Origin of the sequence: Leptotrichia sp. oral taxon 847 (assembly GCF_001553645.1) — a bacterium.
Taxonomy (GTDB): domain Bacteria; phylum Fusobacteriota; class Fusobacteriia; order Fusobacteriales; family Leptotrichiaceae; genus Leptotrichia.
In genome coordinates this window covers 1,274,041-1,298,993 of the sequence record NZ_CP014231.1, presented here as the reverse complement: position 1 = coordinate 1,298,993, position 24,953 = coordinate 1,274,041, and the positions used below count along the sequence as shown (strand labels likewise).

Below are 24,953 nucleotides of genomic sequence, written 5' to 3'. Positions count from 1 at the left end.
TAAAAAAAGAAAGAAGGAAAAATATATGAAAAAAATTATACTATTATTAACACTCGTAATATCTTTATTTGCCTCTTCAGCAAGTAAAGGGTCTAAAAAAACAAAAAGAAAAACAACATCAACTAGAACAAAATCTACAAAAAAAGATGCTATGAATATGAGAAGATTTAGTTTTCTTGATTTGGCAAAATATCCTGACCCCAATCGAAAACCACCTACTAATTACAAAAAAGTGAGGGAAGAATATTTTAAGAAACATCCTAACCTAAAACCATAAATAGTTTAAATGAGCAATTTTATTACAAAATAGAATTGCTCTTTATTTAACTGAACATCTCACGACTAAAATTGGGAGTGTTCTGTCATAACTCATAAAAACTTCTATTTTAAGTTTCCCATTCAACTTACAAAATTACTAAAATATTTATTTTTTTAAGTAGAAGTACTCTTCAACATCCTATAATCAAAATGTTTCCCTAAAATTTTACACTATCTCCAAAATAGGACAGAGTAAAATATTTAGGGGAAATAAAAACTTCTATTTTAAGTTTCTTATTCAATCCAGAAAGTTACTAAAATAATTTTTTCTTTTTTAAGCAGAAGTGCTCATCGCCGCACCCCTGCACCCCGGCTAGTCTTCGGCATTTTTATGCACTGCCAAAAAACTCGCTTTCGCTCAGACAGTTTTGTCAGCACATAAAAATGCTCCGACGGTTTAAATTTTACTATTATACAAAAGGTGTCGTGATTTTTTTGGAGTAAAGACGACTGTCTGAACGAAGTGAGTTTCGGCTTTGCTTCAAAAAAATGCTTAGACGAGCGTGGGGATTATAAGGGGAAATGGCGGTCCTTTCCCCTTATGTAAAAAATAAAAAACTATATTAAACAAAATAACATCCTATAATCAAAATATGCCCCTAAAATTTTTACACTATCTCCAAAATAGAAAAAAATAGCGTATCAACCCAAAATGTGATATAATTTTTTTATCTAAAAAAAGGAGGAAAATATATGTTTTTACAAAGAGCGGACAGACTTGCTTTAGTCGATTTTAAAAATAGACATATAAATTATACTGAGCTTATAAATAATATTAAATATTTTTCAGAATATGTAGTAAATTTAGAAAAAGACAGATTTGGACTTATAATTATGGAAAATCGTCCTGAGTGGATTTATGGATTTATGGCCATTTGGGATAAAAATTCGGCGGGAATTGCGCTTGATGCGAATAGCAACCCTCAAGAAATTTTGTATGTGTTAAATGACGCAAATCCTGATATTATTTTGTGTTCTGATGAAACTCAAAAAAATATAATTGATGCTGTCAATCAATATGAATTTAAGGATAAAATAAAAATAATTAATGTTGATAAAGTTAAAATCTCAGAAGAAAAGTTAAATTCTATAAAAAATTCAGATTTTGAGTTAAATAATCCGACTGGAAATGAAACTGCTGCTATGCTCTACACCTCTGGAACGACTGGAAATCCCAAAGGAGTTATGCTTTCATTTGACAACCTAAATTCTGAAATGGAAGGAATTTATGAAAAAGGAATTTTTGACTACCGTGACCAAATTTTGGCGCTGCTTCCATTTCACCACATTTTGCCACTTACAGCGACTGTGCTTTTGATGTTAAAATATCAGACTTCCATCGTTTTTGTGGAAAAAATTGCAAGTAAAGAGATTTTCGAAGCTCTTGAAAAAAATAGAGTTACGGCGTTAATTGGTGTCCCTAGAGTGTTTAAGCTGTTTTATGATGGAATTATGGAACAAATTAATTCAAAATTCATAACGAGAATTATTTACCAAATTATGAAAAAATCAAATTCCATAAAGCTAAAAAGAAAAGTGTTTGCAAAAGTTCACAAAAAATTTGGAGGACATTTGGATTTTATCGTCGTCGGTGGAGCCAAAATGGATCCTGAAATTTCAAGATTTTACGAAACTTTGGGAATTTATTCTTTGGAGGGTTACGGACTTACTGAAACTTCGCCAGTTATAGCAGTAAATTCTAAAAAAGAAAGAAAAATTGGAACTGTTGGGAAAAAACTTTTTAATGTCGAAGTAAAGATTGAAAATGAAGAACTTATGGTAAAAGGACCGATTGTGATGAAAGGGTATTACAAAAAACCTGAAAAGACAAAAGAGGTGATTACCGAAGACGGCTGGTTTAAAACTGGAGATTTGGTGACAATTGATGACGAAGGATTTGTTACAATTCGTGGAAGAAGAAATACGATGATTGTTTTATCAAATGGTAAAAACATCGACCCTGAAACACTAGAAGACAGAGTTCTTGCCAAAAGCAACGGTCTTATAAAAGAAATTGGGATTTTTAATCATAAAAATAAACTTACGGCAATAATCGTTCCAGATTTATTGGAATTTAGAAAAAGAAATATTACAAACACAAAAACTTACATAAAAAATATTGTGGAAGACTACAACTTAAAAGCTCATAACTATGAAAAAATACTGGATTACAAATTGTTTGAAAATGAATTGCCGAAAACAAGAGTTGGAAAAACAAGAAGATTTATGCTGCCAGACTTATACGAAAAAGGTGAGACGGATAAAAAAGAAAAAGTGATTGAGCCAGATAACGAAATTTACAAAATTTTAAAAGAATATGTCAAAAAGAATAAGGGAATTGCTCCACAGCCACAAGAAAATCTAGAACTTGAAATTGGAATGGACTCACTTGACATCGTCGAATTTTTTGCATATATTGAAAGTAATTTTGGAATTAGACTGGATGAAGATGAGTTTTCTAAAATGCCTAATTTGCTTTTACTTTCTGAATACATCAACCAAAAAGCTACAAAAATTGAAGATAATGAAGTTGACTGGAAAAAGATAATTGATGAAACTAAACCGATTGTTGACAATAAAAATCGTTGGGTTACAAAAATATTAAAACCACTTCAACCAATAGTTGATTTGTATTTTAGAACAAAAAAAATAAATAAAAAAAATCTTACGACAGAACCGCAAATTTTTGTTTCAAACCATCAAAGTTTTGCTGATCCAGTTGTATTAGGAACTCTGCTTCCTCGAAAAATATTAAATAACACTTTATTTTTAGCGATTGACTGGTATTTTAAAAAAGGTTTTATGAAACTTCTTGTGAGTCACGGAAACGTTATACTAGTCGATATAAATAAAAATATAAGAAAAAGCGTGGAAGAGATTGTTGGACATTTAAAAAGCGGAAAGAGCGTATTAATCTTTCCTGAAGGTGCAAGGACAAAAGATGGCAAAGTTGCCGAGTTTAAAAAGGTTTTTGCAATCATAGCCAAAGAAATGGGAATCGATATTCAGTGTCTCGGTATAAAAGGTGCATTTAAAGCGTACTCCAGATATATGAAATTTCCAAGACCAAAAAAAATTGAAGTTGCAGTGCTAGAAAAATTTAAGCCAGATGGCAGTTATGACGAAATTTGCAAGAAAGCACAAAATATTATAAAAAAATATGTGGAAAATGAGTAAAGTTTTTATAAAAAACAAAAATTAAAAGAATATCTATAATTTTTGTATGCTTTTATATAAACTTGGTGTAGTTATGATAAACAAAACTTATACTCTAACAAGTTAGCTTACTTTAATTTAAAAAATTTGAAAATAAAAAAGGTAAATTTTAGATATTTTCTAATTTTTACCTATTTTTTGATTCAAAATTTAAATTACCAATAAATTTCTCTTCCATATTTTCCAAATGCTGATAAGATACGACCTTCATCGTTTACTTTAATCTGATAAAATTCCACTCTTTTTTTAAAAGTTCTGTTCACTTCTTTTACCAATTCCCTAAAATCCAGCCTTTTTTCCGCCGTAAAATAAAAAATTAATTTATTTTCATCAAAAGTATATTCGCCTATTACAAGATTCATTTCAGGAAGAAGTCTTTTCACAATCTTTTTACATCTAAAATAAGCTTCATCCGCTCTTTTGTCCAATTCAGCAAGTTTATTTACCTCATTTTGGCTCAATTTTCTCTTAACTTCCCGCATTTTGAGCTCTTCTTTTTCCGCTAGAATCTTTTCTTGATTCAACACAGTATCCAAAACAATTCCAATTTGCTCCCCACGAATAGTGTCAACCAACACATAATCTCCTTTTTTATAATTCTCCAATTCATTAATTATAAACGGATAAACCTTTTTTGTTTTTCTAAATTTTATATTAATTATTTTCACAGTATTCCACCTTCTAAAAAGCTAAAATATCCCCGTTCACTAATTATCAAATGGTCTAGAAGCTGTATTTCTATTTTGTCAAAAAGTTCTTTTATCTTTTTCGTCAAAAAAATATCTGCATTTGATGGTTTAAGTGATCCTGCTGGATGATTATGGACAATAATTATTGATTTTGCATTGTAATTCAATATCTTTTTTATCAATTCCCTTATATAAATCGTACTTCTGTCCAAAGTCCCAAAAAATAACTCTTCTTCTTTTAATAGTTCGTTTTGACTGTTTAAAAATAATACTTTAAAAACTTCAACATCCCTTTTCAAAAGGGAACAGCTTAGATAATCTAATAATTTAGTATTACTGGATAGTTCAATTTTTTTATTATAAATTTTTTATACAACCCATTTTCAATTATTTCAAATATCAACTTTAAAAAAACAACAGTCCTCTCTGTTATATTTTTATTTTTTTGCAATTCTTTACTAGGTTGCTTTAAAATAGTATACAAATCCCCATATTTCAAAAGTAGCCCTCTCGCAAGCCCCCTACAATTTTTTCGCACGATCGTATAAGTTAAAAGCAATTCTAAAATTTCATAATCAAACATCCCCTTAGTTCCACTAATTAAAAATTTTTCTCTTAATCGCTTACGATGCCCTTTTTCTTTTTCCTCATCTTTTTGTATAATTTCTTCCATTATAATTATAATCCCCTCAATTTTTTTAACCCTTTTTTATTATATCCTATTTTCTTTTTTTTTTCAATATTTCAATTTCTTTGAGATGGTGTAAAATATAGCAATTTATTTGACTATATTTCCAAAAAATTGTATAATTTTTTTAACATGATAGAAAAAAATAGGAGAAAAACTATGATGACTTTAAAAGAAGTTCAATATCTGATTAAACATATTGAAATGGGGACTTTGGACGAAAAAGAAGATTTATGTGATGAAAGAGAAAAAAAGGACAATATTCAGAGAATTGTCTTAAAATTAATTGAAGAATTTGGTGAACTTGCTGAAGATATTAGAAAAAATACGCGGTTTGATGGGAAAAATATCAAAGGAACTATTGAAGAAGAAGTTTTTGATGTATTTTATTACACGATTGCCATCGCCAATGAATATGGAATTGATTTAGAAAAAATTTTTGAGATTAAAGATAAGATCAATGAAAAAAAATATAAGAGAAAATTTACTTTAAAAGAAGGAAGAGAACATTATAAAAAATTGAATAAATAAAAAAAATATTGTTTGTTATGTGAGGGTGTCCATAATTTTATGTAATTATAGATATAAATTCAATAATATAGCAGTTATTGTATTCACAAAAAATTTACACTCTCGTTTATGTCGTTTCAATGAAACTAGTGAGAAAAGGAGAAATAATTGTGAGAAGAAAAGTGAGTGCCTTTTTACTGGCGTTATCTGCAATAGGATTTACGAGAGAAGTAAACATCAAAATACTGGGGACAAGCGATGTTCATGGGAAAGTTGTACCTTGGGACTACGCTGCTGACAAAGAAGATAAATCAGGTTCTTATGCACAAATTTCCACTTATGTAAACAAAGTGAGAAAAAACAACAAAAATGTGCTTCTTATGGAAGTTGGAGATGCTATTCAGGATAACTGGATTGAATACTTTGCAAATGATAAAAAGCACCCAGTTCCACAAGTGTTAAATTATATGAAATACGATGTCTTTGTGCCGGGAAATCATGAGTTTAACTTTGGAATGCCAACTTTGACAAATATTTTAAAAGATATGGAAGCAAAAAAATTACTTGCAAATTTATTTTACAACGACAAAAACAAAAACAACTTCAATTTATCCAAAGAAAAAAAAAGATACTTAGACGCTGCAACAATTATTGAAAAAGATGGAGTAAAAATTGGAGTTATTGGACTTTCAACTCCTATGTCAAAAAAATTTGAAGAAGACACAGGTTTTTTAAAAGATTTTCACTTTGCACCCATAATTTCCGAAACAAAAGAACAGATTAAAATTTTAAAAAAGCAAGGTGCAAATGCAATAGTTGTTGTCGCTCATATGGGCATTGACAATGAAAACGGCATAAGCGAAACAGGCGTAAAAGATCTAGCAAATGCCGTGCCTGAGATAGATGTTATCCTAGCGGGACATATGCATCAAAATGTATCTAAAAATATTATAAATGGTGTTCTTATCACAGAACCTTTCAAATATGGAATGGTTGTTTCTGAAATTAATTTAAAATTTAATGTAAATGGGAAAAAAGTGGAATTACTGAACAAAGACTCAAAAACAGTTTCCGTCGCAAAAGAAGAAGCTGACAAAGAAGTAGAAAAAATTTACAAACCCTACCACGATAGACTTCGTAAAATTGCCAATGAAAAAATTGGAGTTACGCTAAACGATATGGTACCGCAAGGAAAAACTTGTGGAGTATCAATTTCATTTGCAAAAGATACAGGGATGTCATCATTTATTACCGATGTGGAAAAGTATTACAGTAAAGCTGATGTTGTTTCATTTTCTTACGACTATGAAAATATAAAATTGAATAGAGGGGATATAAAAAGAAAAGATATTATTTACAATTACAGATACGCTGGAGGAGATGTAACAGTTTTTGAAATGACGGGAGCTCAGTTAAAAAAATATATGGAATGGTCAGCAGATTATTTTGACACGATTCAGAGAGACGACAAAAACTATCGTTACAACAAGGAAAGATTGAAGTCAAAATATGTTAATTTTGATATTTTTGGCGGTGTAAAATATAAAATTGACTTAAGAAATCAAAAAGGTCAAAAAGTTATAAATTTGGCACTTGAAAATGGAGAGAAAATCACTCCCGAGATGAAATTGAAAGTTGGAATGAACTCATACAGATTTCAACAGTTAATAAAAAAAGGCGGAATATTTGAAGGAGAAAATATAAAAATACTGTGGTCATCAAAAGACGAACTGGGAGGCGATGCTGGAACTATTCAGAATATGATGATAGCTTACATTCAAAATGTAAAAAATGGAGTGATTAATGGAAAAAGTCATGATAACTGGGAAATAATAGGACTTTAAAAATTTAAAAATTTTAATTTTATTAGTAATAAGAAGTAGTCGAATAAATTATTTGACTATTTTTTTATAAAAAAATATAAACCTAATTTTCTTATAAATAAAAAATGTACCTCCAAACTTTTTGTATTACTTAGTTTTTCGGTACAAATTTTAATTTTTAAATTTTTTTATAAAAGTCCTCCGAAATAGGCTACCATAAAGAAAATTGCAAAAGCCGAAAGATAAATTAGTCCTACAACTGAAAGCCAATATAAAGCTCCTGACACTTTATGTTTCCCTGTTTTAACAAGTTGCAAATTTAACCACGCAAAAACTGGTGTTGAGATAAATGAAGCAATCATTGCAAAACGCATCATTTTAGCAACATTTCCCGAGAATAAAAGCACGATCAAAATACCGATTATTGAAGTTACTGTAAACCAGATATTAAGAGATTTTTGTGAAGGTTTTTCTTTTCCTAAAAGAAGTCTTAATGTCTCATTATTTGCACGAGAATATCCATCAATAACAGTAATTGTTGTTCCAAACAGACACATAAATGCTATAAACGCAATAAGTAGTCTCGACCATGAACCAATTTCAGTCATGTACATTTTTATAAGTTGCGCAATGTAAGCGGCACTTGCTGGTTTTACTTTTTCAGGTGAACCGTATTGGATTAATGCTCCAAGTGCTAAAAATATAACTGCAAGAATAGCTGTTCCTATGTATCCAACATTAAAATCAAATAATCCATCTTCATACGAAACATTTGATGAACGTTTTTTTTCTTTTAACCACATTGAATTTATTGCTGAAATTTCTATTGGCGCAGGCATCCAACCCATCAGTGATATGATAAATGGAAGCGATGCAAGATGCCATGGAGATGGTGCCACAAAATTTGCTGGAATATGACGTCCTCCTTTAATAACAGCTATAATTACTGCAATTGTAGTTGCTAACGTCAAAGAAATCATAACAAATTTTGAAATTCCATCAAGAACTCCATATCCTCCAAGAATTATCATAGCCCACATTAAAACGATTAATATTATTGTGATTTGCCCGACTGAAAGTCCAAAACCATTTGGGATAATATTCATCATAATTGCACCGGTAAGCATACCTACTGCTGCTGTATTTACCATTGCAGAAAATACATTCAATATAAAAAATACCCAAAGATAACCTTTTCCTCTTTTTTCGTAACCCTCAACCAAAGTTTTTTCTGTATTTAGTGTATATTGAACACCAAATCTAAAAAATGGATACTTAAATAAATTTACTAAAATAACAACAAGTAGTAATTGCCATCCGTAAATTGCTCCTGCTTGTGCTGACGATACAATGTGCGAACCTCCTACAGCTGCTGACGCCATAACAATACCGGGTCCCATTGCTTTTAATTTTGTTTTCCAAGTTGATTTTGTTTCATTTGTAATTGAATTTTCCATTTTTTTCTCCTAACTTAGTATTTAATTATAGTACATATAATATACCAAATCTGAGAAAATGTCAAATTGATAACATAACACTTTTAAAAAAATTTTAAATTACATTAATTTACTTTGTTTGATTCTAAATTTTAATTCTTCAAAATCTATAATTCTAGACTGTCTATGAATTTCTTTTGTTTCATAGAAAAGAAGAACGGCAGGAACAGAAAAGAGTAGCAACTGTCCTGCAGCTTTTTTAACTTTTGTTATATCAATTTTATAACTTTTAATATTTTCTTTTTCTGCAATTTTTTTAATTTTTGGAAAATCTGCTTTACAAACTCCACAAGTAGGACTTGAAATATAAAGCAAAAATAATTTTTCGTTATTAATAACTTCTATTAATTTTTCATAATTTAATATTTCTTTCATTTTAACTCCTTAAATTATAAACTATTTTCCACTAAATATTCTTCTGCATCAAGTGCCGCTATTGCTCCACTTCCTGAAGCGACTATGGCTTGCTGGTATCTAGCATCACATACATCTCCAGCAGCAAAGATTCCCTGTATATTTGTTTTTGAGGATTTACCTTTTGTCAAAATATATCCATTTTTATCCAATTCAACAGCATTTCCTAAAAATTTTGTATTCGGATTTCTTCCAATTGCCACAAAAATTCCATCTGTCTTCAAAATTTCTGTTTCTCCAGTTTTATTATTTATCAATTCAATTCCTGTAACTTTTCCATCAGACAAAACTTTTTTAGGAGTGTAATTCAATTTCCAAGCAATTTTTTCATTATCTTTAGCCCTTTTTTGCATAATTGCTGATGCTCTTAGCTCATCTCTCCTGTGAACAATTGTAACTTTTGTTGCGAATCTTGTAAGAAAAGTTGCTTCTTCCATCGCGGTATCTCCTCCGCCAATTACAACGACCTCTTTTCCACGATAAAAAAACCCATCGCAAGTTGCACAAACGCTGACACCTCTTCCAATATTTTCTCTTTCATTTTCAATTCCCAAATACCTTGCACTCGCACCTGTCGACACAATTATTGTTTTAGCTTCAATAATATTTTTATTGTCCAAGTGAATTTTAAAGGGTCTTTCATTATATTCAATCTCTTTTACTTCCGCCTGTAAAAATTCTGTCCCAAAATTTTTTGCTTGCAACTTTATATCTTCTATTAATTGTGACCCGTCAACTCCTTTAGGAAATCCTGGAAAGTTTTCCACTTCAGTCGTAGTTGTAAGCTGTCCTCCCGGTTCCATTCCGTTTATTATAATATTTTTTAGTCCTGCCCGTCCCAAATAAATTGCAGCTGTAAGTCCAGCAGGTCCAGAACCTATAATTACTGAATCATATAACATTTTTTCTCCCTTTCTAAAAAAAGAAAAATTACAAATAAAGACAATTTCTAAAATTCATAATTTTTCTTTAAAATCTTTTACCCAAAATTAAATTTTAATTTTTTATAATGCACCGTTTATCTTTTCGTACAAAGTTTCCTTCGATTGAAGTCCAACCATTTTTTCTAAAGGTTTTCCATCTTTGAACAAAATCAATGTAGGGATACTTTGGATTCCAAATTGTTGTGCTAATTCTAATTGCTCATCAACATTCACTTTCCCAACTTTTGCTTTTTCTCCCAATTCATTCGATAGTTCTTCAACTATAGGAAGCTGCATTTTACAAGGTCCACACCAACTTGCCCAAAAATCTACCAAAACCACTCCGCTTGAAATTGTTGTTTCAAAATTATCTTTACTTAAATTTATTGCCATAAAACATCGCCTCTTTCTGTATTAATTTCATTTATTTAAAATTTTATAGTTTATTTTTTCTAAAAATTATGATATACTAATTTTAGAAATTCAACTATTCAATTAAGTAATTGAATAATAACATATTTAAAAAATTTTGTCAACAATTTTATTTAAAAATATAATTACAAAAGAAAAAATGAGGTAAAAAATGGATGAATTGTGTATTAAATATAAAAACAGTCTTTACAATGGACTTTCAAAAATTGGAAAATGTCTGTCAAGTGATAAACGAATTGAAATTTTAGATTTACTTGCACAAGGGAAAAAAACTGTGGAAAAAATTTCACTTGAAACAGGAATGACAGTTGCGAACACTTCTAGACACTTGCAAATATTAAAAGATGGAAATTTGGTTTCGTGTGAAAAAAAGAAAAATTTTGTTGTCTATAAAATTTCCAATGAAAAAATTATTGATTTGGTGTATCTTTTGATAAATGTTGGAGAAACACAGCTTTCTGATGTTCAAAAAATTCACGACGAGTTTTATGAAAAATGTTGCAAGGCAAAAATTTTAACTGTTAAAGAAGCACAAGAGATGGTAAAAAAAGAAAATGTTTTAATAATCGACTTGCGACCAGAAGATGAATTTAATTCTAATCATATTGAAAATGCCATAAATATTCCAATGAAAATGTTGGAAGGAAGATTGGAAGATTTGCCAAAAGATAAAAAAATCATTGTCTATTGTCGTGGAAGAAACTGCGCCTATGCTAATATTGCTTCTAGGATACTAACAAATCATGGATTTTGTGCATATAGCTTAAATCAGAGTTACTATGAATGGAACAAATCTAAAATTTAAAAAAATTTTATCTAAATATAAAATTTTTCGTGATTTTTTTGTAAAATTATACTATAATTTAAATATAAAAAGATATTTAGGAGGAGTTTTTTATGAAAAAATTATTTTTATTAGCGCTGACAATTACAGCATTTTCTGCTACACAAAATATTACAGTAGCAAAAACAGCTAAAAGTAAAAAAAATGTTAACTCTACTTTTGAGTTAAACGTCGCTCACATCAACGACCATCACTCGCATCTGGAAGAAGAAAAAATGCCATTAAAGCTTGGGGATAAGACAGTTACAGTAAATATTGGCGGAATGGCCAGAATGGCTCAAGCGATTGACGAATTTAGAGCTAAAAACAAAAACACCCTTGTCTTACACGCTGGAGATGCACAAACAGGAACTCTTTATTTCACATTATTTGAAGGAAAAGCGGACGCAAATATAATGAACGAAATCAAATTTGACGCATTCACATTGGGAAATCACGAATTCGATGCTGGAAATAAAGGATTAAAAGGATTTTTAGATGTTCTAAAAGTTCCAGTTGTTTCAGCAAATGTCGTACCTGATAAAGGAAGCATCTTAGAAAATAAATGGAAACCTTACATCATTAAAAATATAAATGGCGAAAAAGTTGCAATTATCGGAATCGAAGTTGTGAAAAAAACTAAAGAATCTTCAAGCCCTGGAGACGATATAAAATTTTACGACGAAGTGGAAACAGCGAAAAAATATGTAAAAGAAGTTCAAGATAAAGGAATTAACAAAATAATCCTGCTTTCCCATGCAGGATACGAAAGAAATCTCGAAATTGCAAAAAAAGTTGAAGGAATTGACTTAATCGTATCAGGAGACACACACTATTTATTGGGTTCTCAATTTGAACAATTTGGACTAAAAGTGGCAGATCCTGATTATCCAAAAAAAATTGACCATGCTAACGGTGAGCCAACTTATGTAGTAGAAGCTTGGTGTTATGCTTATTTACTTGGTCAATTAAAATTAGACTTTAACCCAAAAGGAGTTGTTACAAATGTCGTAGCAAATCCACAATTATTAATTGGAGATAATTTTTTTGAAGTGAAGGATAAAGACGATAAAAAAATTCAATTGACTGGAGCAGAAAAAGATAAAGTTATTAAATTTGTAAATGAAAACAAAAATATTAAATTTGTAAAAAATGAACCTCAAGCTGAAAAATTATTAGAAGGTTACAAAAAAGAAAAAAATGAAATGGGTAAAAAATCAGTTGGAAAAATTTTAGATAAAATTCCAGGTGGTTCTGAAAACCGTATTCCAGACGCAAAAAATCCAGAAGGTTCTCTTGCAACAACTCTTGTCATGGAATCAGTTTTAGATAAATTAAAAACTATTGGAACTAGAAATATCGACTTTGTCATTGGAAATGCCGGAAATATAAGAATTACTCTGGAACCAGGAGAATTTAACTATGACCTTGCGTATACTTTGCTTCCTTTTGCCACAAATACAATTTATACGCTTGAAATCAAAGGTTCAGAAGTAAAACAGGTGCTTGAAGATGCGATAGATTATTCACTTACAGGTGGTTCAACTGGATCATTCCCTTATGGTGCAGGAATCAGATATGAAGCTACAAAAGCGGGAAAACTTGGAACAAGAGTCAAAAAAATCGAAGTGCTTGACAGAAAATCAAACGAATGGGTTCCAATTGACTCAAACAAAACTTATGTAATGGGAACAAATTCATACATTGCAAGTGGAAAAGACGGTTACAAAACTCTTGGTGAAATCATAAAAACTCGTGGTGGAACAAATACATATTTAAGCGACGTCCCTATTTTTATTGACTATGTAAAAGCTAAAAAAGAAATTTCAAGACCGAAGAGCTCAAATGTGGTTTTCAAATATTAAAGAACAGGGAAACAAAGGAAACTAACTCAAGAAAAATTAAATACTAAATACTCTATCAAGGATTGATTTTCTGTGTAAAGCAGAAATTAATCCTTTTTTGATTTGAATCTGAAATAAATCCATTAAATAGATCCATTTATATTTATATGATCTTTGAGCTTTAAATCTTCTCATTCGTCTTTATACAAAAAGCATTTTTTTCAGATATTTAATTTTCTATTTTTCTGTAAAATTAAAAAATGCACCACATATCTTATAGTTCAAGATTCTGGGTACAATTCAAATTTTTAAATTTTTTATATTTATTTGGCTCAGGAAAATGGATTCGAACCACTACCTGCCGGGTCAGAGCCGGACGTCCTACCATTAGACTATTCCTGAATAAGTTTTTTAACAGACATATAATACCATTTTTTTCTAAATTTTTCAAGATTTTTTTATTTTACTTCATCGTATCTATATAAATATCTTGACAAAAATGTAATTCTATACTAGAATAAAAGCACGTAAAATTAAGTAAAAAAATTTATTAATGCAATTAAAATTTGGAGGATAGTTTAATGAAAAATAAAATGAAATTAGTTATAGTAATAGCAGCATTGTGTGCATTTGCTGTATCATGTGGAAATGGTGGAAAAGGAGGAAAAGTTTTATTTCAATCAGATGATAAAAAAATAAAAGTATACGAAAATGAAGTAAATCTTGAACTAGAAAAATCTTTATTTTCTAGCGGTGTTTCTGAAAAAGATTTGACGGCGGATCAAATAGCTCAAATGAAAAAAAATATTATTCAAAATATAGCTTTAAATAGAGCATTAGTTTTAAAAGCAAAAGAGCAAAAATTGGACAAAGATAAAAAATATACACAAAGTGAAGATATCATAAAGGAACAGGCTTTAGCGACACTTGCTGTAGTCAATGACTTAAATGAAAAAGTAAAAGTGTCTGATTCTGACGCAAAAGCGGCTTATGATGCAAATATTGCAAAATTCCAAAGACCAGAAGACACTGTAAAATTACAACTTATCGTATTTCGTGCAAGTGATAAAGCAAAAGCGGATACAGCTTTAAGAGAAGTTATGGCAAACCCATCAAACTTTACTTCTTACGTACAAAAATATAATGGAAATTCAAGCAGCGGAACAGGAGAAACTCAAGAAATACCTATATCTCAATTAACAAAAAGTTTTGAACCAATCAGTAAAGCTGTACAAACTGTGTCAAGTGGTCAAGTTGTAAATAGCGTAATTCCTGTTGGTGCAAATGAATTATACATCGTAAAAGTATTGCAAAAAAATCCTAAAGGACAAATTCCTTTTGAAACAGTTAAAGAAGATATAAAAGCACAAATAAGAGCACAAAAAAGACAGATGGAACAGCAAGTTTTTATGAAAGCAGTAGCGGATGAATTTAAAATAACTAATATAGCTGATAAAATAAAAGATGTAAAATAATTAAATATTAATAAAATAAAAATAGGAGCTGTTTGAAATAGAAAGATTTTCTATTTTTGACAGCTTATTTAATAAGGAGAAGATTATGAAATTTTTAAAATTTATACTTGTTTTAGTTTTATTGGTTCTATTTTTGTTGCTTGGTGGAGTAATTTTTTCAAATAATATTATCTCATTTATGACTAAAACAAAAAATTCAGAATTTCAAAATGTAAAATTTTCTTTAAAAAATAGAGAAATGACTTTTGATAATTTTGTCATAAACGGAAACAATTTGGGTAGAGGAAGAGCTACGGTTATTCCAACACGAAGTGGACTTTTTAAAATGATCCCTTCTGTGAAATTATCAAATCTTAAATTAGAACAAGTAAATTTGGACAAAATTTATAAAGAAAAAGATGAAAAAATTGATAATTTTATTGAAAAATTAGAAATCCCAGAAAGTTCACAAAAAGAAAACAAGACAACCGACGAATTCGTGAGAGAAACTACACTAAATACCAAAGTTTTGGCAAATGACATCGATAATTTTATAAATAATAAAATAAAAGAAGACATAATAAAAACAAATACACTAAAAAATGATTACAGCACTTCCAAAGATTTAAAAAATAAAGCACAAAAAATTGTAGATTTGAATAGTGAACTTAACCCACTTGTAAAGTCGATAAACGAGGAAAAAGAAAATGCAGAAAAATCGCTTTCAAAAATTGAAGACGAAAGAAATCTGATGCTACAAAACGTTTCAACCGAATTGACAAAGCTGGAAAAGGAAATATCAATGAACGACGTCAATAAAATGAATAATAACAACATTCAAAATATGAATTTATATATCTTTATGGACAAAGGAAAAGTAATAGGAAATACATTAAGTAAATCTTTAAAAGTTGTAAAATTAATAAAAGAAATAGAAAATTTAAAAATTTCTATTAGTAATGTAAATATAAATAACGGAGAGGTTGTTGTAAATGATTTGAAAAATCCTCAAAACTTAAATGGATATATTTCTCAAAATAATTTAAAAGCTTTGATAAATAAAAAAAATGAAGATTATCAAATTGCCTATAGAGAAAATGATTTGTCGATGAGAATATTATATTCAGATAAAAAAATAAATACTGTAATTGAATACCTAAAAAATAACTTAATTTCTGGAAAAATTATAAAATTAGTTTCTGAAGTCGTATTAGAAAATAATAACTTTAAAAACTTAAATAACACAATTTTAACCGATGAAGAAAAGCAATTATTACTACAAAAGATGGAAAGTCTAAAAGTTAATGATTACAATCAATTGATGGCAAAATATGCAGAGCAGACAAGAGTAATTGAAAATCTTATTGAAAATGTAAATATTAAAGTAAATAAACTTGATACACTAAAAAAAGATTTGTTATCGCTTGATAAAATTGTTGTATTAGAACAACCGCAAACTAATGAGCAAAATAAAAATAGCACTTTACCAAATTCGTTAAATGAAAATAGTCAAACGAATGGACAAAATGAAAAAAGCAATTAAAGTTCACAAATTCAAAACTAGATTACAAAAACAGCAAATAGGAAGAATTTTTTACTTCCTATTTTTTTATATAAAACTAAAAATCTGTACCCAAAATATTTTTTACTTAACAAAAAAAATTATTTTAGTAATTTCGTGAGTTGAATAAAAAACTTAAAATAGAAGTTTTTATTATTGACTTTAGTCAGTTGAGTACGCAAAGCGTGCGAAACATAAAACCACCTGCTATGCGGGTGCGGAAACGTAAGTTTGCAACAAAATACACCTTCCGTTATAATAGAGTTGTTCAAGCTACTATTAATGAAAGGAAGGTGTTTATATGGCTAATAAAACTAATAGCCTGTCTCATACTAAATGGATGTGTAAGTATCATATAGTATTTACACCTAAGTATAGACGAAAAATTGTATATAGTCAATACAGAAAAAGTGTGGGAGAAATTTTAAGAAGATTATGTGAATATAAAGGAGTTGAAATAATAGAAGGACATCTGATGAAAGATCACGTGCATATGCTGGTAAGCATACCACCAAAAATAAGTGTATCAAGTTTTATGGGATATCTGAAAGGGAAAAGTGCATTGATGATGTTTGATAAGCATGCAAACTTAAAATATAAATTTGGAAACAGACATTTCTGGTCAGAAGGATATTATGTAAGCACAGTAGGCTTAAATGAAGCAACAATAAAAAAATATATAGCCGAACAGGAGAAACATGATATAGCGATGGACAAATTAAGTGTAAAGGAATATGAAGACCCTTTTAAGGGTAGCAAGTAGTACGGATACCTCTTTAAGAGGTAGCAACGAGTCAAATACAACAGTAGCTTGAACGAAGGTCAAGTATCGTCTTTAGGCGAAGTAGGAGACCCGACGGCTTATAGCCGTAGAGCAAGCCACCCTTTTGAAGGGTGGTCTTGACTTACTCCTAAATATTTTACTCTGTTATTAGATATTTACTATCTTGATAATTACTAAAAAAAATGATATACTGGCATTAACTTAGCTCTTTTAAAAATGTATTTTTATTATATTTTTGGAAAGGAAAATTATGTTACTCAGTCTAAAAAATGTTTCAAAAAAATATAAAAATGGGATAGTTGCTTTGAATAACGTTTCTTTGGATGTGGAAAAAGGAGAATTTATTTCGATAATTGGACCATCTGGCGCAGGAAAGTCAACTTTGCTTAGAAGTATTAATAAAATGATTGATATAACTTCTGGTTCGATTTATTTTGAAAACAATGACATTACAAAGATGAAAAAAAAAGAAATAAAAAACATTCACAGAGAAATGGGAATGATTTTTCAAAATTATAATTTAGTGGAACGGCTTACTGGGATTGAAAACGTACTGCATGGTCAACTTGGATATAAATCTACTTTTTCTTCCATCTTTGGACTTTATACACAAGAGGAAAAGAAAAATGCTTTTAACTTACTGGAAAAAGTCAACATGACAAAATATGCCTATCAAAAATGCAGTGAACTTTCCGGTGGACAAAAACAGCGGATAGGGATTGCAAGAGCTATTATGCAAAACCCAAAACTACTTTTATGCGACGAGCCAATCGCTTCACTTGATCCTAAATCTTCAAAAAATATAATGGATTATTTGAAAAAAATTGTCAAAGAAATGAAAATTACTTGTATAATAAATCTTCACCAAGTCGAAATAGCAAAAAAATATTCGACTAGAATTGTCGCACTTAATAAAGGAAAAAAAGTTTTTGATGGAAAAGTCGAAAATTTGACAAACGAAATAATTGAAGATGTTTATAAAAATGAGGAGAATGAGTAGGAGGAATTTATGGAACTAAATCAAAAAGATATTTTCAAAAAACGACTTTATTCCAAAATAATATTTTTTTTAATACTAATAGGCCTTTATCTAATTTCCTCAATCACAGCTGGATTTAAAAATGGAACTGCCTTTTTTTCAATTCCTTCTGGAATCTTTTGGCTATTTCAAAAATTTATTCCAACTCAAAATTCTATCCAATACTTTCCAATAATTTTGGATTCTGCCATAAAAACTATTTTACTTTCCATAAGTTCTACGATGATTTCCGCAGTATTTGCACTATTTTTAGCAATTATTGGCTCAAATACTACTGGAATTAATATTTTAACAAAAATTCTATCCAAAGTTATCGCTTCTTTTTTTAGAAATATGCCAGTTGTAGCCTGGTCTTTAATCTTGCTTTTCTCTTTTAAGCAAAGTGAATTTACTGGTTTTTTATCCCTATTTTTCATAACTTTTGGATACTTAACCAGAGCTTTTTCAGAAACAATTGACGAAGTTGCAAATGACAATATAGAAGCGCTAAAATCTGTAGGAGCATCATATCTACAAATTATTTTCTGCGGAGTTTTTCCAACCGTCTTTCCACAATTTATTTCGTGGCTACTTTACTTCATCGAGAATAACATAAGAGAAGCGACATTAATTGGGATTTTAACAGGAACCGGAATTGGATTTACATTTAACTTATATTACAGAAGTTTTAGATATGACGCCGCAGGATTGGTTATTCTAGTTATAACAGTAATTGTAGTAAGCATTGAACTTCTTTCTAACAAATTGCGAAACGAAATGATGTAAAGGAAGTGATTTTTATTTTGAAAAATAATTACAACAAGAATATAAAAATAAAAAAAATTACAAAGCAAAAAATATATTTATATTTAACTTTTGCAGTTTTATTTCTTTTGACGATTTACACATTTGCCACTATGGACTTTGGCGGAGTAAATATAAAAATTTCGACGAGAAGTCTTTTTAAAGATTTAAAACTTATGTTTTTCTCACCGCAGTTATCTGACAGATACACTTTTTTAGAAGTCCTAAATGATTTATTAATCACAATTTCACTGGCGATATTATCGACAATAATCGGCTCAGTGATTGCACTATTTTTAGCATTTCTATCAGCAAAAAATTTATCAGGTGCAAAGACTTCAAAAATCATAAAAGTGATAATGTCATTTATCCGTGCAATTCCAACTATCTTATGGGTAATGGTTTTTTCAGTGGTTGCAAATATTGGGGTCGAAGCAGCTGTAATAGGAATGACTTTTCACAGTGTAGCTTACCTCGTAAAAGCTTATTCAGAAAGTTTTGAAGAGATTGATAGTGGCATCATTGAAGCATTAAAATCAACTGGAGCTTCTTTTTGGCAAATTGTCTTTTGCGCAATTTTTCCCAGCACAATTACATCCATTTTATCTTGGACTTTTATCCGTTTTGAAATAAATTTTACAAATGCAGTTTTGGTAGGAGCTGCCGCCGGAGCTGGTGGAACAGGATACGATATGTTTATGGCTGGAACGATGTATTTTGATATTCAAGAAATTGGAGTTTTCGTCTATTTAATTTTTTCAGTTGCAGTTATACTAGAACTTATTTCTTATTTTTTGAAGAAAAATTATTTGAAAAAATAAAAATTTATAAAAAAATCCCTAAAAAAGAAATTATTCTAAATTAGAGATTTTTTTATCTTATTAAAATTCGAAACTATATCCAAAACTTAATGTAACAAATCTATTATTAACTTTATAATCATCTTTATCAAATTCATATTCTGTACTTCTCGTAGTTGTTCCTGAAGCAGTTACCGAAGAATATCTTGCACTACTCATATAGTTATTTTCAACTTTAGCTCTGATTACATTATATGATAAATCAGCAAAGAAATTTTTATATTTTAATCCTGTTCCAAGCCCATAGTAAAGTCCATTTTTAAATTCAAATTTTTCATTTAATTTTCCTGCTATATCATAATACTTAGATGTACCTACTCCAGTATAATTTGATTCAGCTTTCCCTGAATTTATAGAATATCCCAAATTAGCTTTTATATAAGGAACAAAGTCTGAATTTGTATTAAAGTTATATCTTGCTGTTGCATAAATCGGAACTGCATTAAAACTTTTATATTTTGTATCATATGAAGCCTCATCTACAAGAGCATCATCCAAAACTTCTTTTTTAAAATTATTTCTCTTATAAAAAATACCTGCTCCTGCTTCAAATCCAGCACCTAAATTTCTTCTATATTCTGTACCAATTTCAAATCCCTTTTTTAATAAATCAAAACTAAAATCTTCATTTTTGACTTTAGACTTTGAACCTAAATCTAGTCCTGCTCTGACATCTACGCTATTTCCTTCTGCAAAAGAAACTAATGTTGTAAGTATAAAAACTGATAAAATTAATTTTTTCATAACAAACCTCCTAATTCTTTTTGTTACGTTTATTATATCACAGAAACATTAAATTTTAAATAAAAAAGTGCTAAAAATGTTAAACATTCAAAAGCACTTTATTTTTTATCTATGTTTTTTTGTTACAAAACCTTTCATTTTTTTAACCGCCAGATAAGAATCAATTTGTAGTAATAATTCTACCGCTGTCCCCACCAAGATTAGTAAACTTGTTCCACCAAGCATAACAGGAAGATTTAGAACATATCCAAACCATATATTAGGCATAATTCCCAATACTGATAAAAATAGGGCACTTCCAAATGTTACTCTCGTTGCAACTTTTTCTAAATAATCTGCCGTTTCGGCTCCAGCTCTTATACTTGGAATTGTTCCTCCACTTTGTTTCAAATCTTCGGCCACTTTTTCCGGATCAAAAGCTATTGTAAGTGTGTAAAAAAATGAAAAAACTGTAATTAATACTGCGAATAATAATAAATATAGCGGACCCTTTGGCTCAAACTGAGCTGCCAATATATTTTTTATTCTTCCACTTTTCAACATTCCTACCAAAAATGGTGGTGCTGCCATTAATACTGAGGCAAAAATGATTGGCATTACTCCAGACATATTTATTTTTAATGGCAAGTAAGTTCTTTTTCCGACTGAACTTGTTCCTCCACCAAAACCAAGACTTCCTTTTCCTGCGTATTGAATAGGAATTCTTCTTTCAGCTAACTGCACGTATACCATAAGAGTTATGAACACAACAAAAGCCACAAATGACAATGTCTGTAAAACTGCTCCCATACCTGATTTTAACTGAATCATCATCTGATTTACAACATTCGGCAATCCTGCAACAATATTTAAGAAAATTAACATTGAAGTCCCGTTTCCAATTCCTCTTATGGAAATTCTTTCAGAAATCCACATAAGAAACGAAGTTCCACCTGTAATTAAAACTACTGCACTAATTACAAACTTAGCTCCTGGCTCCAATACTAAACCTTGATTCTGTAGCATAATTGCTATCCCAAATGATTGAATAAATGTCAATACAATGGTTACATATCTAGTCCACTGAGTTATTTTATCTCTTTCTTTTCCACCTTCTTTTTGCATTTCATCAATTTTAGGGAAAATTACTCCCAATAATTGAAACACAATTGAAGCGTTGATGTACGGAACTATTCCTAGCGCAAAAATAGATGCTCTTTCCACCGCTCCACCGGAAAATAAATTTAAAAATTGAGCAATTGCATTGTTACTTTGAAAATTTTTAAAAGCTTCCTGATTTATTCCTGGTACTGCAATATGAATTCCAACTCTTGCGACAAGTATCATAAGCAATGTAAATGTAACTCTTTTTTCTAGCTCAGGAATATTAAATATAGCTTTTAATCTACTAGTTACTGCTTCAGCTAGAGTCAATTTTACCACTCCTTTAATATATGAAGAAAAAGCAAGATATTAAAATCTTACTTAACTTCATCTTCTTTTTTATTATTTCCTGCTTTAGCTGAATATGTTCTTATTTCTAACAACTCTACGTTTCCACCAGCTTTTTCAATTAATTCCTTAGCTGTTTTTGAGATTCTATGAGCTTTTACTGTTAATTTTTTGTTAACTTCTGTATTCCCAATAATTTTTAATAAACTTGTATATTCTCTTTCTTTCACATATGATTCAATATTTTCTTTTAAGTAAGCTTTTACAGCTTTTCTTCCTTTAATATTTCTCAATGCTTCATCAGAATATTTAGTTATAAATCGTGGGTTTTTAACTACTCCATTTTCAACTAATGTTTCTAAACTAATTACATCTCCGTCATTAAATTTTTTAACAACATCGTCTAATGTAATTACAATAAAATCTTTTTTAAATGCATGATTAGAAAATCCTCTTTTAGGAATTCTTCTAACTATTGGCATTTGTCCACCTTCAAATATAGGTGATACATATGAACCTGATCTTTGTTTTTGTCCGTTATGTCCTTTACCAGCTGTTTTTCCCCAACCAGTACCGTGTCCTCTTCCGATTCTTCTTCTTTCTCTTTTAGAACCTTCGGCAGGTCTTAATTCATTAAGATTCATTTATTTTTAAACCTCCTCTACTTTAAGTAAATAAGAAACTAATTTTATTTTTCCTTCTATATCAGCAGTTTTATTGTGAACTGCGCTTTGACTGATTTTTCTTAATCCTAGTGATTTAACAGTCGCAACATGATTAGGCTTTCTTCCATTAATTCCTTTAACAAGTGTTACTTTTATTTTAGACATTAATTTTACCTCCTAACCTATATTATCCTAAAATTTCTTCAACTGATTTTCCTCTAAGTCTTGCTACTTCTTCAATAGAACGTAGTTGTTTAAGACCTTCTAATGTTGCTCTTGCAACGTTATCTTTGTTTTTTGAACCTCTAATTTTTGTAAGTACGTCTGTCACTCCTGCTAATTCTAATAATTCTCTTGCGGCAGAACCTGCGATAACTCCAGTTCCTTTAGAAGCTGGTTTTAATAATACAGATGTCGCATTAAATTTACCGATTTGTTCATGTGGTAAAGTTCCACCTTTTAATGATACATTTACTAAATTTTTCTTAGCACTTGCAATCGCTTTCTTTATTGCATCAGGTACACCATTTGCTTTTCCAAGTCCAATACCTACTCTACCTTTTTTATCACCAACTGCTGCCAATACTGAAAATGATATTCTTCTTCCACCTTTAACAGTTTTTGATACTCTGCTTATTCTTAACAATTTTTCATTGAATTCATTGTCTTTATTATCTCTTGAATCTCTATTCTCTCTCTCTCTTGCCAAAGTTATTTTCCTCCTTTTCTCTTAGAATTGTAATCCTGCTTCTCTTGCAGCATCTGCCAATGCTTTAACTCTTCCTGTGTAAATGTATCCCGATCTATCAAATACAACAGTTGTTATTCCTTTATCCAACGCTTTTTTAGCAATTGATTCTCCGACTTTTTTTGCTGCTTCAATGTTAGAACCATTTTCAATTTTGGCACCTTTTTCAATTGTTGATGCAGAAACTAAAGTATTTCCAGTCACATCGTCAATTATTTGAACAAAAATATTTTTTGAACTTCTATACACAGAAAGTCTAGGTCTTTGTGCAGTTCCTGCGATTTTTTTTCTAATACTTTTATGTTTTTTCTGTCTTAATTTATTTCTATCAAGCTTTTTAATCACTAAAATCTACCTCCTATCTTTCTATCCTTTTTTACCTTCTTTTCTTCTAATTACTTCATCAGCATATTTAACCCCTTTTCCTTTGTAAGGTTCAGGTGGTCTTTTTGCCCTTATATTTGCAGCAACTTGTCCGACAAGTTGTTTATCAATTCCCTCTACCAAAATTTTTGTATTTCCTTCCACTTTGAAAGTAATACCTTTTACAGCTTCAATTTCAACTGGATGAGAATATCCTAATGCTAAAGTTAATCCTTTTCCACTAGTTTGTACTCTGTATCCAACCCCTACCAATTCCAATCCTTTAGAAAATCCTTCACTTACACCAACAATCATATTGTTTAAATTAGCTCTTGTAGTTCCGTGAAGTGCTCTAATATTTGGTAAATTACTTGATCTTTCAAATTTAATTTCATTACCGTCTATTTTTACTTTTATTTCACTGGAAAATTCTCTTTCAAGTTGTCCTTTAGGTCCTTTTACAGTAAATTTATTACCATCTTGTTTAACTTCTACACCAGCTGGTATAGTTATAGGTTTGTTACCTATTCTTGACATTGTTTATCCTCCTATATTTATAAAATGCGTAAATTACCACACGTAGCAAAGAACTTCTCCACCAACATTATGCTTTCTGCATTCTTTGTCTATAATAACACCTTTTGGCGTTGAGACAATGGCAATTCCTAACCCACCTAATACTTTAGGTAAATTTTCAACAGATGTGTATACTCTTCTTCCAGGTTTAGATATTCTTTTTAAACCTTTTATTACAGCTTCTCCATCTACATATTTTAAAGATACAACTATATTTTTTATAGCTCCTTCTTCTTTTATTTCATAACCTGCTATGTATCCTTCATTTTTTAATATACTAGCCATACTCTCCTTAATTTTAGAAAATGGAACTGCTACTTGTGAATGTTTAGCCATTTGACCATTTCTAACTCTAGTAAGCATATCAGCAATAGGATCTGTTAAATACATTAATTTTCCTCCTCTCAATCTTTCGAAAAATTTTAATTTTAATTATTTCAAGTAATTTAAAAAAATTACTCTTACTGGATTACCAACTTGATTTTTTAACTCCTGGAATAACTCCTTCTCCTGCTAATTGTCTAAACATAACTCTTGATATTCCAAACTCTCTCATGTAACCTCTTGGTCTACCATTAATTTGACATCTGTTTCTAACTCTTGTAGGCGAAGCGTTTCTAGGCAATTTAGATAATTCCAAAACTGCTTCTCTATCACCTTTTTTAGCTCTTGCTTTTAATTCAGCTCTTTTAGCTGCATATTTTTCAACTGTTCTTGCTCTTTTTAAGTTTCTTTCAACCATCGCTTTTTTAGCCATTGATTAAACTAC

28 protein-coding genes and 1 tRNA gene are annotated in these 24,953 nt (G+C 29.8%); 12 read left to right on the top strand and 17 right to left on the bottom strand.

Annotated features, from left to right (window positions below):
- Positions 1–25: 25 nt before the first annotated feature.
- Both AXF11_RS06080 and AXF11_RS06075 read left to right on the top strand, forming a co-directional pair.
- Positions 26–277, top strand: coding sequence for a hypothetical protein (locus AXF11_RS06080; protein WP_068155904.1), 252 nt, complete (start codon positions 26–28; stop codon positions 275–277).
- Between the two features lie 734 nt (positions 278–1,011).
- Positions 1,012–3,495, top strand: a complete 2,484-nt coding sequence (locus tag AXF11_RS06075; protein WP_068155901.1) for an AMP-binding protein — start codon at positions 1,012–1,014, stop codon at positions 3,493–3,495.
- A 194-nt stretch (positions 3,496–3,689) separates the two neighbouring features.
- Here the strand turns inward: AXF11_RS06075 and ricT are convergent, their stop codons facing one another.
- Genes ricT through AXF11_RS10860 form a run of 3 tightly spaced genes read right to left on the bottom strand, consistent with a single transcriptional unit; the run spans position 3,690 to position 4,896 of the window.
- Positions 3,690–4,202, bottom strand: coding sequence for a PSP1 family protein (gene ricT / locus AXF11_RS06070; protein ID WP_068155898.1), 513 nt, complete (start codon positions 4,200–4,202; stop codon positions 3,690–3,692).
- Positions 4,199–4,522 (bottom strand): JAB domain-containing protein, encoded by a 324-nt coding sequence (locus AXF11_RS10865; RefSeq protein ID WP_231724656.1) that lies wholly within the window; start codon positions 4,520–4,522, stop codon positions 4,199–4,201. Before AXF11_RS10865 ends, ricT begins: the two co-directional genes overlap by 4 nt.
- A gap of 20 nt (positions 4,523–4,542) precedes the next feature.
- Positions 4,543–4,896 carry a hypothetical protein gene (locus tag AXF11_RS10860; RefSeq protein ID WP_231724655.1) on the bottom strand — a complete coding sequence of 118 codons (354 nt, stop codon included), beginning with the start codon at positions 4,894–4,896 and terminating at the stop codon, positions 4,543–4,545.
- A gap of 174 nt (positions 4,897–5,070) precedes the next feature.
- On the opposite strand from AXF11_RS10860, the gene AXF11_RS06060 reads away from it, so the two are divergent.
- Both AXF11_RS06060 and AXF11_RS06055 read left to right on the top strand, forming a co-directional pair.
- Positions 5,071–5,442: a MazG nucleotide pyrophosphohydrolase domain-containing protein gene (locus AXF11_RS06060; RefSeq protein ID WP_231724654.1), complete on the top strand. Its 372-nt coding sequence runs from the start codon at positions 5,071–5,073 to the stop codon at positions 5,440–5,442.
- Between the two features lie 149 nt (positions 5,443–5,591).
- The gene (locus AXF11_RS06055; protein ID WP_231724653.1) at positions 5,592–7,265 is read left to right on the top strand and encodes a bifunctional metallophosphatase/5'-nucleotidase; all 1,674 of its coding nucleotides are present in this window, start codon (positions 5,592–5,594) and stop codon (positions 7,263–7,265) included.
- Between the two features lie 167 nt (positions 7,266–7,432).
- Here the strand turns inward: AXF11_RS06055 and AXF11_RS06050 are convergent, their stop codons facing one another.
- The 4 genes from AXF11_RS06050 to trxA all read right to left on the bottom strand — a co-directional run bounded on the left by AXF11_RS06050 (position 7,433) and on the right by trxA (position 10,470).
- The gene (locus AXF11_RS06050; protein WP_068155892.1) at positions 7,433–8,701 is read right to left on the bottom strand and encodes an NRAMP family divalent metal transporter; all 1,269 of its coding nucleotides are present in this window, start codon (positions 8,699–8,701) and stop codon (positions 7,433–7,435) included.
- A 99-nt stretch (positions 8,702–8,800) separates the two neighbouring features.
- Positions 8,801–9,115 (bottom strand): thioredoxin family protein, encoded by a 315-nt coding sequence (locus AXF11_RS06045; RefSeq protein ID WP_068155889.1) that lies wholly within the window; start codon positions 9,113–9,115, stop codon positions 8,801–8,803.
- A 14-nt stretch (positions 9,116–9,129) separates the two neighbouring features.
- A complete protein-coding gene (trxB, locus tag AXF11_RS06040) occupies positions 9,130–10,056 on the bottom strand; it encodes a thioredoxin-disulfide reductase (RefSeq protein ID WP_068155888.1) in 927 nt (308 codons plus the stop codon).
- 102 nt (positions 10,057–10,158) lie between these two features.
- Positions 10,159–10,470, bottom strand: coding sequence for a thioredoxin (gene trxA / locus AXF11_RS06035; protein ID WP_068155885.1), 312 nt, complete (start codon positions 10,468–10,470; stop codon positions 10,159–10,161).
- Positions 10,471–10,660: 190 nt separating this feature from the next.
- On the opposite strand from trxA, the gene AXF11_RS06030 reads away from it, so the two are divergent.
- Positions 10,661–11,314 carry a metalloregulator ArsR/SmtB family transcription factor gene (locus tag AXF11_RS06030; protein WP_068155881.1) on the top strand — a complete coding sequence of 218 codons (654 nt, stop codon included), beginning with the start codon at positions 10,661–10,663 and terminating at the stop codon, positions 11,312–11,314.
- Between the two features lie 92 nt (positions 11,315–11,406).
- Entirely contained in the window at positions 11,407–13,197 is a 1,791-nt protein-coding gene (nadN, locus tag AXF11_RS06025) for an NAD nucleotidase (RefSeq protein WP_068155879.1), read from the top strand.
- A gap of 307 nt (positions 13,198–13,504) precedes the next feature.
- Here the strand turns inward: nadN and AXF11_RS06020 are convergent.
- A tRNA-Gln gene (locus tag AXF11_RS06020) sits at positions 13,505–13,578 on the bottom strand.
- Positions 13,579–13,757: 179 nt separating this feature from the next.
- Between AXF11_RS06020 and AXF11_RS06015 the strand changes: the two genes are divergently transcribed.
- The 6 genes from AXF11_RS06015 to AXF11_RS05990 all read left to right on the top strand — a co-directional run bounded on the left by AXF11_RS06015 (position 13,758) and on the right by AXF11_RS05990 (position 19,618).
- Positions 13,758–14,651: a peptidyl-prolyl cis-trans isomerase gene (locus AXF11_RS06015; protein WP_068155876.1), complete on the top strand. Its 894-nt coding sequence runs from the start codon at positions 13,758–13,760 to the stop codon at positions 14,649–14,651.
- 85 nt (positions 14,652–14,736) lie between these two features.
- Entirely contained in the window at positions 14,737–16,173 is a 1,437-nt protein-coding gene (locus AXF11_RS06010) for a hypothetical protein (RefSeq protein WP_068155873.1), read from the top strand.
- A 319-nt stretch (positions 16,174–16,492) separates the two neighbouring features.
- Positions 16,493–16,954 (top strand): IS200/IS605 family transposase, encoded by a 462-nt coding sequence (gene tnpA, locus AXF11_RS06005; RefSeq protein WP_068154106.1) that lies wholly within the window; start codon positions 16,493–16,495, stop codon positions 16,952–16,954.
- 271 nt (positions 16,955–17,225) lie between these two features.
- Positions 17,226–17,975, top strand: coding sequence for a phosphonate ABC transporter ATP-binding protein (gene phnC / locus AXF11_RS06000; RefSeq protein ID WP_068155870.1), 750 nt, complete (start codon positions 17,226–17,228; stop codon positions 17,973–17,975).
- A 9-nt stretch (positions 17,976–17,984) separates the two neighbouring features.
- A complete protein-coding gene (gene phnE, locus AXF11_RS05995) occupies positions 17,985–18,779 on the top strand; it encodes a phosphonate ABC transporter, permease protein PhnE (protein ID WP_068155868.1) in 795 nt (264 codons plus the stop codon).
- 17 nt (positions 18,780–18,796) lie between these two features.
- Positions 18,797–19,618 carry a PhnE/PtxC family ABC transporter permease gene (locus AXF11_RS05990; protein WP_231724652.1) on the top strand — a complete coding sequence of 274 codons (822 nt, stop codon included), beginning with the start codon at positions 18,797–18,799 and terminating at the stop codon, positions 19,616–19,618.
- A gap of 60 nt (positions 19,619–19,678) precedes the next feature.
- Here the strand turns inward: AXF11_RS05990 and AXF11_RS05985 are convergent, their stop codons facing one another.
- From AXF11_RS05985 to rpsN, 9 genes are all read right to left on the bottom strand, one after another.
- A complete protein-coding gene (locus AXF11_RS05985; RefSeq protein ID WP_068155861.1) occupies positions 19,679–20,401 on the bottom strand; it encodes an outer membrane beta-barrel protein in 723 nt (240 codons plus the stop codon).
- Positions 20,402–20,506: 105 nt separating this feature from the next.
- A complete protein-coding gene (secY, locus tag AXF11_RS05980) occupies positions 20,507–21,814 on the bottom strand; it encodes a preprotein translocase subunit SecY (RefSeq protein ID WP_068155857.1) in 1,308 nt (435 codons plus the stop codon).
- Between the two features lie 47 nt (positions 21,815–21,861).
- The gene (rplO, locus tag AXF11_RS05975) at positions 21,862–22,476 is read right to left on the bottom strand and encodes a 50S ribosomal protein L15 (protein WP_068155853.1); all 615 of its coding nucleotides are present in this window, start codon (positions 22,474–22,476) and stop codon (positions 21,862–21,864) included.
- Positions 22,477–22,482: 6 nt separating this feature from the next.
- Positions 22,483–22,662, bottom strand: coding sequence for a 50S ribosomal protein L30 (gene rpmD, locus AXF11_RS05970; protein WP_068155850.1), 180 nt, complete (start codon positions 22,660–22,662; stop codon positions 22,483–22,485).
- Positions 22,663–22,684: 22 nt separating this feature from the next.
- Entirely contained in the window at positions 22,685–23,206 is a 522-nt protein-coding gene (gene rpsE, locus AXF11_RS05965; RefSeq protein WP_068155845.1) for a 30S ribosomal protein S5, read from the bottom strand.
- Positions 23,207–23,227: 21 nt separating this feature from the next.
- Positions 23,228–23,590, bottom strand: a complete 363-nt coding sequence (gene rplR, locus AXF11_RS05960; protein WP_068155842.1) for a 50S ribosomal protein L18 — start codon at positions 23,588–23,590, stop codon at positions 23,228–23,230.
- Between the two features lie 21 nt (positions 23,591–23,611).
- Positions 23,612–24,145 carry a 50S ribosomal protein L6 gene (gene rplF, locus AXF11_RS05955; RefSeq protein ID WP_068155838.1) on the bottom strand — a complete coding sequence of 178 codons (534 nt, stop codon included), beginning with the start codon at positions 24,143–24,145 and terminating at the stop codon, positions 23,612–23,614.
- Between the two features lie 33 nt (positions 24,146–24,178).
- Positions 24,179–24,574: a 30S ribosomal protein S8 gene (rpsH, locus tag AXF11_RS05950; protein ID WP_068155835.1), complete on the bottom strand. Its 396-nt coding sequence runs from the start codon at positions 24,572–24,574 to the stop codon at positions 24,179–24,181.
- Between the two features lie 79 nt (positions 24,575–24,653).
- Positions 24,654–24,941 carry a 30S ribosomal protein S14 gene (rpsN, locus tag AXF11_RS05945; RefSeq protein ID WP_068155832.1) on the bottom strand — a complete coding sequence of 96 codons (288 nt, stop codon included), beginning with the start codon at positions 24,939–24,941 and terminating at the stop codon, positions 24,654–24,656.
- Positions 24,942–24,953: the final 12 nt, after the last annotated feature.

What these genes read in the sequence shown, in the direction of transcription:
- AXF11_RS06080 (WP_068155904.1), top strand. Translation starts at nt 26, where the DNA reads ATGAAAAAAATTATACTATTATTAACACTCGTAATATCTTTATTTGCC.
- AXF11_RS06075 (WP_068155901.1), top strand. Translation starts at nt 1,012, where the DNA reads ATGTTTTTACAAAGAGCGGACAGACTTGCTTTAGTCGATTTTAAAAAT.
- AXF11_RS10860 (WP_231724655.1), bottom strand. Translation starts at nt 4,896, where the DNA reads ATGGAAGAAATTATACAAAAAGATGAGGAAAAAGAAAAAGGGCATCGT.
- AXF11_RS06060 (WP_231724654.1), top strand. Translation starts at nt 5,071, where the DNA reads ATGATGACTTTAAAAGAAGTTCAATATCTGATTAAACATATTGAAATG.
- AXF11_RS06050 (WP_068155892.1), bottom strand. Translation starts at nt 8,701, where the DNA reads ATGGAAAATTCAATTACAAATGAAACAAAATCAACTTGGAAAACAAAA.
- AXF11_RS06045 (WP_068155889.1), bottom strand. Translation starts at nt 9,115, where the DNA reads ATGAAAGAAATATTAAATTATGAAAAATTAATAGAAGTTATTAATAAC.
- trxB (WP_068155888.1), bottom strand. Translation starts at nt 10,056, where the DNA reads ATGTTATATGATTCAGTAATTATAGGTTCTGGACCTGCTGGACTTACA.
- trxA (WP_068155885.1), bottom strand. Translation starts at nt 10,470, where the DNA reads ATGGCAATAAATTTAAGTAAAGATAATTTTGAAACAACAATTTCAAGC.
- AXF11_RS06030 (WP_068155881.1), top strand. Translation starts at nt 10,661, where the DNA reads ATGGATGAATTGTGTATTAAATATAAAAACAGTCTTTACAATGGACTT.
- nadN (WP_068155879.1), top strand. Translation starts at nt 11,407, where the DNA reads ATGAAAAAATTATTTTTATTAGCGCTGACAATTACAGCATTTTCTGCT.
- AXF11_RS06015 (WP_068155876.1), top strand. Translation starts at nt 13,758, where the DNA reads ATGAAAAATAAAATGAAATTAGTTATAGTAATAGCAGCATTGTGTGCA.
- AXF11_RS06010 (WP_068155873.1), top strand. Translation starts at nt 14,737, where the DNA reads ATGAAATTTTTAAAATTTATACTTGTTTTAGTTTTATTGGTTCTATTT.
- tnpA (WP_068154106.1), top strand. Translation starts at nt 16,493, where the DNA reads ATGGCTAATAAAACTAATAGCCTGTCTCATACTAAATGGATGTGTAAG.
- phnC (WP_068155870.1), top strand. Translation starts at nt 17,226, where the DNA reads ATGTTACTCAGTCTAAAAAATGTTTCAAAAAAATATAAAAATGGGATA.
- phnE (WP_068155868.1), top strand. Translation starts at nt 17,985, where the DNA reads ATGGAACTAAATCAAAAAGATATTTTCAAAAAACGACTTTATTCCAAA.
- AXF11_RS05985 (WP_068155861.1), bottom strand. Translation starts at nt 20,401, where the DNA reads ATGAAAAAATTAATTTTATCAGTTTTTATACTTACAACATTAGTTTCT.
- rplO (WP_068155853.1), bottom strand. Translation starts at nt 22,476, where the DNA reads ATGAATCTTAATGAATTAAGACCTGCCGAAGGTTCTAAAAGAGAAAGA.
- rpmD (WP_068155850.1), bottom strand. Translation starts at nt 22,662, where the DNA reads ATGTCTAAAATAAAAGTAACACTTGTTAAAGGAATTAATGGAAGAAAG.
- rplF (WP_068155838.1), bottom strand. Translation starts at nt 24,145, where the DNA reads ATGTCAAGAATAGGTAACAAACCTATAACTATACCAGCTGGTGTAGAA.
- rpsH (WP_068155835.1), bottom strand. Translation starts at nt 24,574, where the DNA reads ATGTATTTAACAGATCCTATTGCTGATATGCTTACTAGAGTTAGAAAT.
- rpsN (WP_068155832.1), bottom strand. Translation starts at nt 24,941, where the DNA reads ATGGCTAAAAAAGCGATGGTTGAAAGAAACTTAAAAAGAGCAAGAACA.